Origin of the sequence: Cellulomonas sp. CW35 (genome assembly GCF_052378485.1) — a bacterium.
Taxonomy (GTDB): domain Bacteria; phylum Actinomycetota; class Actinomycetes; order Actinomycetales; family Cellulomonadaceae; genus Cellulomonas; species Cellulomonas uda.
In genome coordinates this window covers 2315699-2329940 of the sequence record NZ_CP199000.1, presented here as the reverse complement: position 1 = coordinate 2329940, position 14242 = coordinate 2315699, and the positions used below count along the sequence as shown (strand labels likewise).

The window sequence follows — 14242 nt, the reverse complement described above, 5'->3', positions numbered from 1 at the left end:
GCCCGGCGGTGCCCCGCCGGGACCGGTCAGGGCACCCGGACCATGCCCTCCTGCGCGATGGTCGCGACGAGCGCCCCGTCCTGCGTGAACACGCGCGCCGTGCCCAGCCCTCGCCCGCTCTGCGCGCTCGGCGACGCCTGCACGTACAGCAGCCAGTCGTCGACCCGGACGTCGCGGTGCCACCAGATCGCGTGGTCGAGGCTCGCGATCGACATGCCGGGCGTCACCCACGAGCGGCCCGCGCGGCGCAGCACCGGCTCGAGCATGACCTGGTCGCAGGCGTACGCGAGCAGCGCACGGTGCAGCAGCTGCCCGTCCGGCAGCGGCGAGCGCGAGCGGAACCAGACCATCTGCTGCCCGGTGCGCTCCGGCGCGGGGCCCAGGTACAGCGAACCCTCGACGTGGCGGACGTCGAACGCGGCCTCCTGCGTCCAGAACCGCGCCACGGGGTGGTCGATCGGGCCGAGCACGTCGAACACCGACGGCACGTCCTGCGGCGTCGGTACGTCCGGGGGCATCTCGTCGGCGTACTCGATCCCGTCCTGCTCGGTCTGGAACGACGCGATCATCGACAGGATCGGTGCGCCGTTCTGCAGCGCGTGCGTGCGGCGGGCCGTGAACGACCTCCCGTCGCGCAGCCGCTCGACCGCGAACGTGATCGGCTCGGCGACGTCACCCGCGCGCAGGAAGTAGCCGTGCAGCGAGTGGGGGAGCCGGTCGTCGTCGAGCGTCGCGCCCGCCGCGAGCAGCGCCTGCGCGAGCACCTGCCCGCCGAACACGCGTCCGCCGGGCTGCGGGAGGCTGGTCGCGGTGAACGTGTCGGGCTGGTCGGGGACGGGCCGCAGGCGCAGTGCCTCGAGCACCGCGTCGACCCGGTCGGGCGTCGTCATGCCCCGCAGAATCTCACGCCGGGCGCCCCGCGCCGGGACGGGTCGGCCGTGACGTCGCCCTCAGTCCTCGAACGTGTTGATCATCGAGTGCGCTGCGCGCTCCAGGTAGTCCCACAGCTCGGCGCGGTGCAGCGGCGCCAGGTCGAGCGAGTCGACCGCGTCCCGCATGTGCGCGAGCCACCGGTCGCGCGCGTCCGGATTGACCTTGTACGGCGCGTGGCGCATCCGCAGGCGCGGGTGCCCGCGCTCCTGCGAGTACGTCGTCGGCCCGCCCCAGTACTGCTCGAGGAACGCGGTGAGCCGCGCGGCGGCCGGGGCCAGGTCCTCCTCGGGGTACATCGGCTTGAGCACCGGGTCGCCCGCGACCCCCTCGTAGAAGCGGTCGACGAGCGCGACGAACGTGTCGTGACCGCCCACGGCCTCGTAGAACGTGTCCCTCACGCGCCCATCCTCACACGCGCGTCACAGCCCCAGGTCGCCGAGCACGGGCAGCCCCGCGCGCACCCGCTCGCGCGCGTCCGCCGCGGACTGCGCGCCGAGCGCGAGCTGCGCCAGACGCCGGCACTCGTCGAGCGACGTGGCCTGCAGCACCGCCGCGACGTCGGCGAGCGCGCGCGGCGTCATCGACAGGGACGAGACGCCCAGCCCGACGAGCACGACCGCGAGCGCCGGGACCGCGGCGGCCTCGCCGCACACCCCGACCGGTCGGCCCTGCGCGGCGCCACCGCGGCACGTCTCGGCGACGAGGCGCAGCACCGCCGGGTGCCACGCGTCCGACAGGTGCGCGACGCTGCCGAGGAGCCGGTCCGCCGCCATGGCGTACTGCGTGAGGTCGTTGGTGCCGATGCTCGCGAACGCGGCGTGCGCGAGGATGCGGTCCGCCAGCAGGGCGGCGCTCGGCACCTCGACCATGACGCCCGCGGTCGTCAGACCGTGCGCGGCGCACCGCTCGACGAACTCCTCGGTCTCCTCGACGGTCGCGACCATCGGCGCCATGACCCACACGAGCGCGGACTCGGCCCGCGCCGCGCGCGCGATCGCGGTGAGCTGGTCCTCCAGCACCTCGGGGTGCGTCGCGGCGGTGCGCAGACCACGCACACCGAGCGCGGGGTTCGCCTCGTCGTCGGCCGTCAGGAACGGCATCGGCTTGTCCGCGCCCGCGTCGAGCGTGCGGATGACCACCTTGCGGCCGGGGAACTGCGCGAACACCTCGCGGTACGCCGCGACCTGCTCGTCGACACCGGGCGCCTCGTCGCGGTCGAGGAACTCGAACTCGGTGCGGAACAGCCCCACGCCCTGCGCCCCCGCGGCCGCCGCGGCGTGCGCGTCCGCCGGTGCGCCCACGTTGGCGAGCAGCTCGACCCGGTGACCGTCGGCCGTGCGCCCGTCGCCGTCGAACGTCCGCTCGACCGCGGCGAGCGCCCGGGTGCGCGCGACCTGCTCGTCGTCGGGGTGCAGCGTGACCGTGCCCGCGCCGCCGTCCACGACGACGACGTCGCCGTCGGTGACCTGCGCGTCGAGGCCGCGCGCCGCGACCACGGCGGGGATGCCCCGCGCGCGGGCCAGGATCGCGGTGTGCGCGGTCGGGCCACCGGCCGACGTCGCGATGGCGAGCACGCGCGCGGTGTCGAGCGTCGCGACCACCGCGGGGGCCAGGTCCGGCGCGACCAGCACGAACGGCTCGTCGCGCTGCGGGACCCCGGGGGCCGGTCGTCCGGTCAGGTCGGCGACCAGCCGGTCGCGCACGTCGTGGATGTCGCGCGTGCGCTCCGCGAACAGGCCGCCCAGCGCCTCGAACTGCGCCGCGACGGACTCGGCCGCCTCCCACACCGCACGCTCGGGCACGAGGTGCTCGGTCATCACGCGCTGCACGGCGTCGGCGACGAGCGTCGGGTCGGCCGCGATCGCGGCGGTCGCGCGCAGGAGGTCGGCCGCGTCCCCCTCGGCCGCGTCCGCTGCGGCGTCGAGCGCCGCGCACACGCGACGCGAGGCCTCGCCGACGCGGTCGGCGGCCGACCGGTGGTCCGCGCCGGGCGGCAGGCGCCGCCCGGACGGGGGCTCGGTGATCGGCGGCGGCATGAGCACCGCGGGCGCGACCACGCGACCGGGGCTCACACCGAGACCGTGCACCACCGTGGGGGGCGGCGGGGTGGGGCTCACGTGGGACGACCTCCTCGTCAGACGTCGTCAGTCTGGCCCGCGCCGGACCCGCGCCGCCAGCCGGACACGCGCAAGGCGTCACGTGCGGGGCGCGTTAGGCTGGGCTGGCCGCGACGACCGGTCGCGAGAACCCCGTCGCGAGATGGTCGTCGCGAGAACCTCCGGGAGTGGCATTGAGCAAGGCAGAGCAGATCCTCGCCGCACTGGGCGGCGACGCCAACGTCGTCGACCTCGAGCCGTGCATCACGCGTCTGCGCGTGGAGGTGAGCGACGCCCAGCTCGTCGACGAGCAGGCGCTCAAGGCCTCCGGCGCGTTCGGCGTCGTGCGCTCGGGCCGCATCGTGCAGGTCATCGTCGGCCCCGAGGCGGACAACCTGGCCGCCGAGCTCGACTCCCTGCGCTGACCCGCCCGGCCCGCCGGACATGAGCGAGCTGCGCGTCGTCGCGCCCGTGCCCGGGGTCGTGCACGCGATCGGGCAGGTCCCGGACCCGGTGTTCGCCGAGCAGATCGTCGGCCCCGGCATCGCGATCGCGCCCGACCACGTCGCGCGCCTGGACGTCGTCGCCCCGTGCGACGGGGTCGTCGGCGCGCTGCACCCGCACGCGTTCGCCCTCGAGGTCGACGGCGGACGCTCCGTCCTCGTCCACCTCGGGATCGACACCGTGCGGCTCGCCGGTCTGGGCTTCACGCTGCACGTGCGGCGCGGCGAGGCCGTGCGCGCGGGGCAGCGGCTCGTCACGTTCTCGCCCGTCGACGTCGCCGCGTCGGGCATGTCCACCGTCTGCCCGGTCGTCGCCCTGCAGGCCGACCCGGCGCTCGTCGTGCTCGACGCGGAGCCGGGCTCGCGCGTCGCCGCGGGCGACCCGCTGCTGACCTGGCGCTGAGCCCCCCGTCAGGGCTTGGGCGGGCGCACCACGTCGTCGACCGGTGTGTCGTGCGGGTCAGGGTCGCTCGCGTCCACGCGCGCCTCGCCGTCGGCGCCCTGCGCCTCGTCGTCGGCGACCTCGGCGAGCGCCGCACGGTGCGCGGTGAGCGCGTCGCGCTGACCCGCGAGCGGCACGGCGGCCTCCTCGAGCACGCGCCTCGCCGCGACACGCAGCGCGCGCGCCACCTCCCACTGCCGCGCCGGCGACGTCCGCACGCGCATGCGCAGCGTGATCGCCTCGGCGGTCAGCCGCTCGATCCCGGTGATCGTCGGCTCACCCTGCACGGCGTCGCCGAGCTCGGCCGCGACGTGCGCCGCTGCCTCCGCGAGCAGGCGCTCCACCTGATCGAGGTCGGCGAAGTAGTCCACGTCGACCTCGACGACGGCCGTCGCCCAGCCCTGCGTCTTGTTGCCGACGCGCACCAGCGAGCCGTTGGGGACGTACCAGAGCGTGCCGTCGGCGTCGCGGACCTTCGTGACGCGCAGCGTGACCGCCTCGACCGTGCCCGTCGCGGGCCCGAGGTCGACCACGTCACCCACGCCGTACTGGTCCTCGAGCAGCATGAACGTGCCGGTCAGGAAGTCCTTGACGAGGCTCTGCGCACCGAAGCCCAGCGCGACGCCCACGATCCCGGCGGACGCGATGAACGGCGCGATGTTCACCCCGAGCGCGTCCAGCACGAGGAACACCGCGATGCCGCCCACCAGGACCGCCGCGGTCGAGCGCAGCACCGAGCCGAGCGTGCGGGCGCGCTGTGCGCGGCGCGCCGTGGCGAGCGGGTCGACCTTGAGCAGCGTCTGCGCGACGCCCCGGTCCGCGAGCGGACGGAGCACGCCGCGCTCCGTGACGGGCGTGCCCTCGGCGATGTGGTCGGTGACACGGCGGATCAGCGCCTGCAGCAGGACCAGCACGACGCAGGACACCGCGACGATGACGAGGATCGTCAGCGGGACCCCCGTGAACCACTGCCACCACGACGTGGGCGAGCCCAGGTCCTGCGGGACGAGCACGTCGTCGGTCGGGGTCGGCGACGGCGCGGGCGTCGCGGCGGTCGGGAGAAGGTGCACGGTCACTCGGCCTCCTGCGTGGCGGGGGCGGGCTGCGCGACGAGCCCGGTGTGCCGGGCGACGAACTGCAGCTGCTCGACGCTCAGCGCGATCGAGCGGGACAGGGCGCGCCCGCCGTGGCCGACGCCGGTCTCGCGGCGCACCAGCACCGGTGCCTGCGCGAGCGGTGCGGCGGTCGCGTGCTGCAGCGCGGCGGCGAGCTTGCGGGCGTGCAGCGGGTCGACGCGCGTGTCGCCCTCGAACACGGTGAACAGCGTCGCGGGGTAGCGCGTGCCCTCGACCACACGGTGGTACGGCGAGTAGCCGAGCAGCCAGCCGAGCTCGGTGGGGTCGTCGGCGTCGCCGTACTCCTCCGTCCACGTGACGCCGAGGCCGAACCGCTGGTAACGGACCATGTCGAGCAGCGGTGCCGAGCACACGGCGGCCGCGAACAGGTCGGGGCGCTGCGTGAGCGCGGCACCGACCAGCAGGCCGCCGTTCGAGCCGCCCCAGCACGCGAGTTGCCCGGGCGTCGTCCACCCCTGCGCCACGAGCAGCTCGGCGACCGCGTGGAAGTCGTCGAACACGTGCTGCTTGTGCTCGCGCATGCCCGCGCGGTGCCAGTCCTCGCCTTCCTCGCCGCCGCCGCGCAGGTTCGCCACGACGTACACGCCGCCCGCCTCGACCCACGCGAGCGTGGACGCCGAGTAGCCGGGGTCGAGCGAGATCTGGAAGCCGCCGTACCCGTACAGGATCGTCGGCCGCGGCGTCGTCGGGCGCCCCTCGTCGTCGACCAGGTCGGCGCGCGCGACGACGAACGCGCGCACGGTCGTCCCGTCGGCGGACGTCGCCTCGACCTGACGCACGCGCACCTCGGGCACGTCCGCGACGACACCCGGCGGCGACGCCCACAGCGTGAGCGCGCCCGTCGTGGCGTCGAACCGGTGCACGCCCGGCACCGTCGTGTGGTCGGTGTAGGAGAACCACACCTCGGGCCCGCCCTCGGGACGCGTGACCAGGCCGGACACCGAGCCCAGACCGGGCAGCGGCACCGTCCCCGCGGCACCGGGCAGGCGCTCGCCCGTCGCCGGGTCGTGGACCGTCACCGACGAGACCGCGTGGCGTCGCCACGACGCGAGCAGCAGGCGAGGCGTCGTGTCGTCGCCCCCGCCGTCGGTCAGCGCGACGTCCTCCAGCACGGCCGTGCCGTCCTGCGCGACGAGCGTGCGCCAGCGGTCCGCGCCCGGGTCGCCCGGGTCGGCCACCGCCAGGCGCCCGCGCGGGGCGTCGAGGTCGGTGTGCACGTACAGGCGTCCGTCCCGGCCCACCCACGCACCCGTCTGCGCGTCGAGGCCCACCGCCACCTCGACGAACACCGGCGCCTGCGGCGACGACGCCGTCAGGTCCGCGATCCACACGTCGTTGCGCGGCGCCGTCCCCGCGGCGGCCGACACCACGAGCCAGCGGCCGTCACGGGAGACGGTCACGCCGTAGTAGCTCGTGACCGGCTGCCCCGCACCGAACACCTCGACGTCCTCGTCGGGCGACGTGCCGACGCGGTGCAGCCACACGCGGCGGTGGTACTGCCGCTCGTCCTGCGGCACCAGCTCGGGCGCGAGTCGCCGCACGTAGAAGAACGCCTCGCCGCCCGGCAGCCAGGCCACGGGCGAGTACCGCGCGCGGTCGACGGGACCGTCGACGACCTCACCCGTCGCGACGTCCAGCACGCGCAGCACCGACTCCTCCGTGCCGCCCGTCGAGGTCTGGTACGCCAGCAGCGCGCCCTCCTTCGAGGGCTGCCACGAGTCGAGCGTCGTCGTGCCCGCGGGGTCGATCGCGACCGGGTCCACGAGCACGCGCTCGACCTCGCCGCCGTGCCCGTCCGGCTCGACGACCACGACGACCGCGTGCTCCTGGTCGCCCGAGCGCCGCGAGACGAAGCGCCGTGCGCCGCGCCACGCGGGCGCGCTGACGAACCCCGCGCCCAGCAGCGCCTGCAGGCGCGCCGTGAGCGCGTCGCCCGCGAACGGGGAACCCGCCAGCGCCCGAGCGTCGTCCTCCCGGACGGCCCGGTACAGCTCGTCCTGCGCGTGCGACCACGCCTGGGTCGCCGCCGCGTCGGCGTCCTCCAGCCACCGGTAAGGGTCGGGCACCTCGTGGCCGTGCAGGTCCTCGACGAGGTCGTCGCGGTGCGCGGGCGGGTACGTCGCGGGGGGCGTCATGGTCCGCAAGGCTACGACGAGCAGCCGACCCGCCCATGACGTTCGGCTGCGTCCGGGTCGCGTCGCTCTGGCAGGATCGACATGTGGTCGCCGACTTCACCGCTCCGTCGGACTCCCTGCTGCGGCTCGCCGCGGCGTACGGGGTCGTGCCCGACCACTGGGGGTTCCACGGCGACCTGCGGCGGGCGTCCGCCGGGACGCTGCGCGCGGTCCTCGCCGCCCTGGGCGTCGACGCGAGCTCACCCGAGCGCGTCGAGCTCGCGCTCGCGCACGTCGACGACATGCCGTGGCGCCGCGTCGTCCCGCCGACGACCGTCCTGCGCGCCGGTCACGAGCGGCACGTGCCCGTCCACGTCACGCACGGCGACCCCGTGCACGTGTGGCTCGAGCTCGACCCCGAGGTCGGGGGCGGACGCCGGGACCTGCACCAGGCCGACGTGTACGTCGAGCCGCGCACGGTCGACGGGCGTCTCGTCGGGCGCGCGACGTTCGTCGTGCCCGGCGACCTGCCGCTCGGCTGGCACTCGATCCACGCGTCCGGCCCGTCGGCCGCCGCCCGCGGCGTCGTCGTCGTGACGCCCGACCGCCTCGAGCTGCCCGCGCAGCTGCGGGACGGCGGACGTGCCTGGGGCTACATGGCGCAGCTCTACTCGGTGCGCTCCGAGCGCTCGTGGGGTGTCGGGGACCTGTCCGACCTCGCGGACATCGGCTGGCTCGCCGGGCACGAGACCGGCGCGGACTTCCTGCTCATCAACCCGCTGCACGCCGCGGAACCCGTCGCGCCGCTCACGCCGTCGCCGTACCTGCCGAGCACCCGCCGCTTCGTCAACCCGATCTACATCCGGCCCGAGGCGATCCCCGAGGCCGCCTACCTCGCCGCGGCCGACCGCTCGCTCGTCGAGTGGGCCGCCGAGTCCGTGCTCCCGCTCGACCTGGACGCCGGGCCGATCGACCGCGACGCCGCCTGGACCGCCAAGCGCACCGCGCTCGACGTGATCTTCGCGCACCCGCGCTCGGCGCCGCGCCAGGCCGTCTTCGACGCGTTCGTCGAGGAGCAGGGACCGGGGCTGCGCACGTTCGCGCTGTGGAGCGCGCTCGCCGAGAGGTACGGCGCCGAGACGATCCCGCCCGAGCTGGCCGACCCGGCCTCACCCGCCGTCGCGGCGCAGGCCGAGGAGCTCGCGGACCGCGTCGCGTTCCACACGTGGCTGCAGTGGGTGGCCGACGAGCAGCTCGCCGCGGCGCAGCGCGCCGCGCGCGAGGGAGGCATGAGCATCGGGATCATGCACGACCTCGCGGTGGGCGTGCACCCGGCCGGCGCGGACGTCTGGTCGCTCGGCGACGTCCTCGCACGCGGCGCGACCGTCGGCGCGCCGCCCGACATGTACAACCAGCAGGGTCAGGACTGGTCGCAGCCGCCGTGGCGGCCCGACGAGCTCGCGCGCGCCGGGTACCTGCCGTACCGCGACATGCTGCGCACGGTGCTGCGGCACGCAGGCGCGATCCGGATCGACCACGTCATCGGCCTGTTCCGGCTGTGGTGGATCCCGGACGGCGCGGCGCCCGGCGAGGGCGCGTACGTGCGCTACGACCACGAGGCGCTCGTCGGCATCCTCGCGCTCGAGGCGCACCGCGCCGGTGCGGTCGTCATCGGAGAGGACCTCGGCACCGTCGAGCCGTGGGTCCGCGACTACCTGTCCGAGCGGGGTGTCCTCGGGACGTCGGTGCTGTGGTTCGAGAACGGCGACGACGGCAACCCGCTGCCGCCCGAGCACTACCGCCCGCTCGTCCTGGCGACCGTGACCACGCACGACCTGCCGCCCACCGCGGGCTACCTCGCGGGCGAGCACGTCGCCATCCGTGAGCGCCTCGGGCTGCTGACGGACCCCGTGCCGGTCGTGCGCGCGCAGGCCGAGGCCGAGCGCGACCGCATGCTCGCGGCGCTGCGCTCGCGCGGCCTCGTCGGCGCCGACCCCTCGGAGCGGGAGGTCGTCGAGGCGATGCACCGCTACGTCATGGCGACGCCCGCGGTGCTCGTCGGCGTCGCGCTCGCGGACGCCGTGGGGGAGCGCCGCGCGCAGAACCAGCCCGGCACGGACCAGGAGTACCCCAACTGGAAGGTGCCGCTCGCCGACTCGGCGGGGCAGGTCGTGCTCGTGGACGACCTGTTCACCAACGCGCGTCTGCGCAGCCTCGCGGCCGTGCTCGACGCCGGTCGGTGACGGGGCGGCCGCGCCGCGTCTGGGTCGTCGGGAGCAGCGGCGCGGGCAAGACCACGTTCGCGCGCGCGGCTGCCGCACGGCTCGGGGTGCCGCACGTCGAGCTCGACGAGGTGTACTGGGACGCGGGCTGGCGGCACCGCGACCAGGACGAGGCGCGCGCCCGGCTGGCTCAGCTGCTCGGCGGGGCGGGTGCCCTCGGGTGGGTGGCCGACGGCAACTGGAACAGCCGGGGTCACGGCCTGGGTGACGTGGCGGACGTCGTGGTGTGGCTCGACCCGCCGCGTCGCGTCGTCGTCACGCAGCTCGTGCTGCGCACCGTGCGCCGCGGCGTCACGCGCACCGAGCTGTGGCACGGCAACCGCGAGAACGTCCTCAGCCTCCTGCGCCGCGACCCCGAGAGGAACATCGTGCGGTGGTCCTGGACGCACTTCGAGCGCTACCGGGAGCAGTACGGCGCGCTCGCGGACCGTGACGCGCGCGTCGTGCGGATCGGCAGCCGCCGCGAGGCGGCGGCGTGGCTCGCCGCGATCGAGCCGCCGGCTCCCGGCGGGCCCCCGGACTGAGGGGCCCGCCGGTGAGGCCGTCAGGCGCGGCGGCGGTCCGCCTCCTGCGCGGCGAGCGCGCGGCGCACACCGTCCCGCGACTCGACGACGAGCCGGCGCAGCGCGGGCGCCGCGTCGGCGTGCGCCTCGAGCCACGCGTCGGTCGACGCCAGGACGTCGGCCCGCGCGTCGTCGGCGAGGGCCGTCGGGTACAGGCCGACGACGACGTTCTGCGCCATCTCGTTGGTGCGCTCGGCCCAGACGGTGGTCAGACCCTCCAGGTACGGCCCGACGAACGGGAGCAGCAGGCCCCGGTCGTGCACGCGCGCGAAGCCCGCGATGGTCGCCGCCTGGATCGCGTTGGGCAGGTCACCCTCGACCGCGGCGGCCCACGCCGCGGCCTTCGCGGCCGGGGTCGGGATCGCGGCGCGCGCCTGGGCGGCGGCGCGCTCGCCCGTCGCCGTCGGGTCGGCGGCCAGCTGCGCGGCGATCTGCGTCTCGTCGGCGCGCCCGCCCGCGACGAGCGCCGTGAGCAGCTCCCAGCGCAGGTCGGTGTCGAGCGTCAGGCCCTCGAACGACGTCCGGTCGTCCAGGACCTCGACGACGACGTCGAGCTGCTCGGGCGTCGTGGCCCGGGCCGCGAACGCCTTGACGAGCTGCAGCTGCAGGTCGGAGCCCGCGGGCGCGTCCTGCGCGAGCGCGAGCAGGCGGTCGGCCGCCGAGGCGGCGGTCGCCGCGCGGTGCTCGGGCGCGACGTACAGGTCGAGCGTCGTCGTGAGCTGGCGCAGCAGGACGAGCACGACCGTCGAGTCCGTCTCGTGCGCGATGTTGCCGAGCACCAGGTCGACGTAGTCGCGGCCCGGGGTCTCCCCGTCACGCGTCGCGTCCCACGCCGCGGCCCACACGAGCGTGCGGGGGAGCGAGGAGTCGAACTCGCCCAGGTGCTCGATCGCCGCGGACATCGACAGCTCGTCGAGCCGGACCTTGGCGTACGCGAGGTCGTCGTCGTTGAGCAGGATCAGCAGCGGGCGGTGCCGGCCGAGCAGCTCGCGCACCTCCGTGCGCGGGCCGTCGACGTCCAGCTCGACGTGCAGGGTCCGCGCGAGCCGACCGTCGACCAGGTCGTACCCGCCGATCGCGAGGCGGTGCGGACGCTGCGTGGGGTGCTCGTCGGGGACCTCCTGCAGGACCGCGAACGACGTCACGGTGCCGTGCTCGTCGAGCTCGACCTGCGGGCGCAGCAGCGTCACGCCGGCCTTCTCGAGCCACAGCGCGGACCAGGGCCCGAGGTCGCGGCCCGAGGTCGCCTCGAGCTCGGTCAGCAGGTCACGCAGCTCGGTGTTGCCCCACGCGTGCTTGGCGAAGTACGCCTGCACCCCCGCGAAGAACTCGTCCTGGCCGACCCAGGCGACTAGCTGCTTGAGCACGCTCGCGCCCTTGGCGTACGTGATGCCATCGAAGTTGACCTCGACGTCCTCCAGGTCGCGCATGTCCGCGACGATGGGGTGCGTCGAGGGCAGCTGGTCCTGGCGGTACGCCCACGACTTCTCGAGCGAGGAGAACGTGGTCCACGCGCTCGTCCAGCGCGTCGCCTCGGCCGTCGCGAGGGTCGACGCGTACTCGGCGAACGACTCGTTCAGCCACAGGTCGTCCCACCAGCGCATCGTCACGAGGTCGCCGAACCACATGTGCGCGAGCTCGTGCAGGATCGTCACCGCGCGCCGCTCCACCGTGGCCTCGGGGACCTTGGAGCGGAACACGTACGCCTCGAGGAACGTCACCGCGCCCGCGTTCTCCATCGCGCCCGCGTTGAACTCCGGCACGAAGAGCTGGTCGTACTTCGCGAACGGGTACGGTGCGGCGAACTTCTCCTCGTAGAACGCGAAGCCACGGCGCGTGACGTCGAGGATCTCGTCCGTGTCGAGGTACTGGGCGAGCGACCCGCGGCAGTACACGCCGAGCGGGATCTCGCGGCCGTCCGAGCTCGTGAGCGAGCCGTGCTCGTGGTGGTACGGGCCCGCGACGACGGCGGTGACGTACGACGACAGGCGCGGCGTCGTCTCGAACGTCCACGTCGCCGTGCCCTCGTCACGGCCGCCGTTGTGGTTGACCCCGCCCTCGACCGGCACGGGCTCGCCCACCTGCGGGTAGTTCGACACGACCACCCAGTGCGCGGGCGCGGTGACGGTGAACGTGAACGTCGCCTTGAGGTCGGGCTGCTCGAACACCGCGAACACGCGTCGCGAGTCCGCGACCTCGAACTGCGAGTACAGGTACACCTCGTCGTCGACCGGGTCGACGAAGCGGTGCAGACCCTCGCCCGTGTTCATGTACGCGCAGTCCGCGACGACGACGAGCTCGTTCTCGGCCGCGAGGTCGTCGAGCCGGATGCGCGAGTCGGCGACGACCTGCGCGGGGTCGAGCGGCGTGCCGTTGAGCGTGACCTCGTGGACCGTCGGCGCGATCAGGTCGACGAACGTGCTCGAGCCCGGGATCGCCGAGAACGACAGGACGGTGCGGGACGCGAACGTCGTCGGGCTCGTCGTCAGGTCGAGCGTCACGTCGTACGCGTGCGTCGTCACGGTGGCGGCGCGGTCGCGCGCCTCGGCACGCGTGAGGTTCTCGGCGGGCACAGTGCTCCTTGGTGTCGTGCTCGGTGCTGTCGGGCCCGGCCGCGCGTGGCTGTAGTCGGTCGCTGCGTCGGTCGCTGCGTCGGTCGCTGCGTCAGTCGCTGCGTCGGTCGCTGTGTCAGGCGCGGCGGCGGGCACGAGGCCCGGGGTGCCGGGCCTGCCCGATCATCCCACGCGGCACCGACGCGCCCGCCGTCTCACGCTGCGGCGGGCGGGAATGTCCGTGCGTCGTGCGAGATTGTGCCGAGCACGAACCGTCCGCCACCCGCGCGCTGCGTGCACCCGCCCGCACCCCGCGTCCACCGATCGGAGCTGCTGTGACCGACTCGCGTCCCGTCGTCGACTTCTGGTTCGACCCCGCGTGCCCGTGGGCCTGGATGACGTCCCGCTGGATGGACGAGGTCGCGGCGCACCGCGACGTCGACGTGCGCTGGCACGTCATGAGCCTGTCGGTGCTCAACGAGGGCCGCGACGAGCTGCCCGAGCGCTACCGCCGCCTCATGGACGAGGGCTGGGGGCCGGTCCGCGTCATCGTCGCGGCCGCGCGCGACCACGGCGAGGGCGTCATCAAGCCGCTGTACGACGCGATGGGCACGCGCCGGCACCCGGGTGGTCGCTCGGACACCGACGCGATCATCGCCGAGTCGCTGGCGGAGGTCGGGCTGCCCGCGCAGCTCGCGGCGGTCGCCGGCACCGACGAGGTCGACGACCTGCTGCGCGCGTCGCACGGGGAGGCGATCGCCCTCGTCGGCGACGAGGTCGGCACGCCCGTCGTCGCGATCGACGGCGTCGGCTACTTCGGCCCGGTCGTGACCCCCGCGCCCACGGGGCAGGCGGCTCTCGACCTGTTCGACGGGCTCGTGCTCATGACGCACGTGCCGGGCTTCTACGAGCTCAAGCGGACGCGCAGCGCAGGCCCGTCCTTCTGACCGTCCCCGCGGCCGGGACCCCGCCGACCACGTGCCGCTCGCCCGTCGCCCTCGGCGCGCCGGGCGAGTGGCACGTCGCGCCGAGGGGATGTGATGCTGTCCCGGTCGTGCGAACCGGACGGCGGTGACGAGAGGGTGGGAACAGGGACGATGACGACGCAGCGGGCGGTCCGGACGTGGATGGCGGTCGACGCGGTCCTGGTCCTGACGCTCGTGGTCCTGCTCGCGGTGCGGCTCTCCGGGGACGCCGGCGGCGGCGGCGCGGCCCAGCCGTCGGCGACCACCACCGTCCAGGTCAGCGGCCCGACGACGCCCGAGGGGGACCGTGCGGCGTTCAAGCTGCCGAGCGGGAACATCGCGTGCACGATGTCCGCCCGCGGCGTGACCTGCACGATTGCGTCCATCACGTACGACCCGCCGGCGGTCGCGGGGTGCTCCGGCACGACCGGTCACGTGGTCGTGCTCAACGCCGACGGGTTCGCGTTCGACTGCGTCGACGGTCCGGCGCCCACCGTCGCGGGCGGTGACGTCCCGACCCTCGAGTACGGGTCGAAGGCCACCGCCGGCGACTTCACGTGCGTGAGCGCGACGAACGGCGTGCGCTGCACCGACGCCGACGGCGTCGGGTTCCAGCTCGCCCGCGCCGCCTGGCGCGAGCTGCCCTGACCCCGACG

Annotated in this window: 12 protein-coding genes; 6 read left to right on the top strand and 6 right to left on the bottom strand. The window is 75.0% G+C overall.

Annotation, left to right across the window (positions count from 1 at the left end; all coding sequences use genetic code 11):
• Window positions 1–26 precede the first annotated feature (26 nt).
• The 3 genes from ACT17Q_RS10665 to ptsP are packed head-to-tail and all read right to left on the bottom strand — an operon-like array spanning window position 27 to window position 2969.
• Window positions 27–890, bottom strand: a complete 864-nt coding sequence (locus ACT17Q_RS10665) for an acyl-CoA thioesterase (RefSeq protein WP_444662349.1) — start codon at window positions 888–890, stop codon at window positions 27–29.
• A 60-nt stretch (window positions 891–950) separates the two neighbouring features.
• Entirely contained in the window at window positions 951–1331 is a 381-nt protein-coding gene (locus ACT17Q_RS10660; protein WP_094179653.1) for a globin, read from the bottom strand.
• 21 nt (window positions 1332–1352) lie between these two features.
• Window positions 1353–2969: a phosphoenolpyruvate--protein phosphotransferase gene (gene ptsP / locus ACT17Q_RS10655; protein WP_444665388.1), complete on the bottom strand. Its 1617-nt coding sequence runs from the start codon at window positions 2967–2969 to the stop codon at window positions 1353–1355.
• Window positions 2970–3223: 254 nt separating this feature from the next.
• Here ptsP and ACT17Q_RS10650 point away from each other — a divergent pair, with 254 nt between their 5' ends.
• Complete coding sequence (locus ACT17Q_RS10650) at window positions 3224–3454, top strand: glucose PTS transporter subunit EIIB (protein WP_094179655.1); 231 nt, start codon at window positions 3224–3226, stop codon at window positions 3452–3454.
• A gap of 19 nt (window positions 3455–3473) precedes the next feature.
• Complete coding sequence (locus ACT17Q_RS10645; protein ID WP_141322394.1) at window positions 3474–3935, top strand: PTS sugar transporter subunit IIA; 462 nt, start codon at window positions 3474–3476, stop codon at window positions 3933–3935.
• Window positions 3936–3943: 8 nt separating this feature from the next.
• Here ACT17Q_RS10645 and ACT17Q_RS10640 read toward each other — a convergent pair whose 3' ends face one another.
• Together ACT17Q_RS10640 and ACT17Q_RS10635 are read right to left on the bottom strand one after the other, a co-directional pair.
• Window positions 3944–5050 (bottom strand): mechanosensitive ion channel family protein, encoded by a 1107-nt coding sequence (locus ACT17Q_RS10640; protein WP_444662346.1) that lies wholly within the window; start codon window positions 5048–5050, stop codon window positions 3944–3946.
• Window positions 5047–7245 (bottom strand): prolyl oligopeptidase family serine peptidase, encoded by a 2199-nt coding sequence (locus ACT17Q_RS10635; protein ID WP_444662344.1) that lies wholly within the window; start codon window positions 7243–7245, stop codon window positions 5047–5049. The genes ACT17Q_RS10640 and ACT17Q_RS10635 overlap by 4 nt, the downstream gene beginning before the upstream one ends.
• A gap of 83 nt (window positions 7246–7328) precedes the next feature.
• On the opposite strand from ACT17Q_RS10635, the gene malQ reads away from it, so the two are divergent.
• Entirely contained in the window at window positions 7329–9467 is a 2139-nt protein-coding gene (gene malQ, locus ACT17Q_RS10630) for a 4-alpha-glucanotransferase (protein ID WP_444662342.1), read from the top strand.
• Window positions 9464–10030, top strand: coding sequence for a toxin (locus tag ACT17Q_RS10625; protein WP_094179659.1), 567 nt, complete (start codon window positions 9464–9466; stop codon window positions 10028–10030). The genes malQ and ACT17Q_RS10625 overlap by 4 nt, the downstream gene beginning before the upstream one ends.
• Before the next feature lie 20 nt (window positions 10031–10050).
• Here ACT17Q_RS10625 and pepN read toward each other — a convergent pair whose 3' ends face one another.
• Window positions 10051–12642 carry an aminopeptidase N gene (gene pepN, locus ACT17Q_RS10620; RefSeq protein ID WP_444662339.1) on the bottom strand — a complete coding sequence of 864 codons (2592 nt, stop codon included), beginning with the start codon at window positions 12640–12642 and terminating at the stop codon, window positions 10051–10053.
• 374 nt (window positions 12643–13016) lie between these two features.
• On the opposite strand from pepN, the gene ACT17Q_RS10615 reads away from it, so the two are divergent.
• Window positions 13017–13568 (top strand): mycothiol-dependent nitroreductase Rv2466c family protein, encoded by a 552-nt coding sequence (locus tag ACT17Q_RS10615; RefSeq protein ID WP_243861149.1) that lies wholly within the window; start codon window positions 13017–13019, stop codon window positions 13566–13568.
• 150 nt (window positions 13569–13718) lie between these two features.
• Window positions 13719–14234, top strand: a complete 516-nt coding sequence (locus tag ACT17Q_RS10610) for a hypothetical protein (protein ID WP_444662337.1) — start codon at window positions 13719–13721, stop codon at window positions 14232–14234.
• Window positions 14235–14242 lie beyond the last annotated feature (8 nt).

Bases quoted from the DNA above. Each gene is read 5' to 3' on its own strand.
- ACT17Q_RS10665 (WP_444662349.1), bottom strand. From the start codon at position 890: ATGACGACGCCCGACCGGGTCGACGCGGTGCTCGAGGCACTGCGCCTG.
- ptsP (WP_444665388.1), bottom strand. From the start codon at position 2,969: ATGCCGCCGCCGATCACCGAGCCCCCGTCCGGGCGGCGCCTGCCGCCC.
- ACT17Q_RS10645 (WP_141322394.1), top strand. From the start codon at position 3,474: ATGAGCGAGCTGCGCGTCGTCGCGCCCGTGCCCGGGGTCGTGCACGCG.
- ACT17Q_RS10635 (WP_444662344.1), bottom strand. From the start codon at position 7,245: ATGACGCCCCCCGCGACGTACCCGCCCGCGCACCGCGACGACCTCGTC.
- ACT17Q_RS10615 (WP_243861149.1), top strand. From the start codon at position 13,017: ATGACGTCCCGCTGGATGGACGAGGTCGCGGCGCACCGCGACGTCGAC.
- ACT17Q_RS10610 (WP_444662337.1), top strand. From the start codon at position 13,719: ATGACGACGCAGCGGGCGGTCCGGACGTGGATGGCGGTCGACGCGGTC.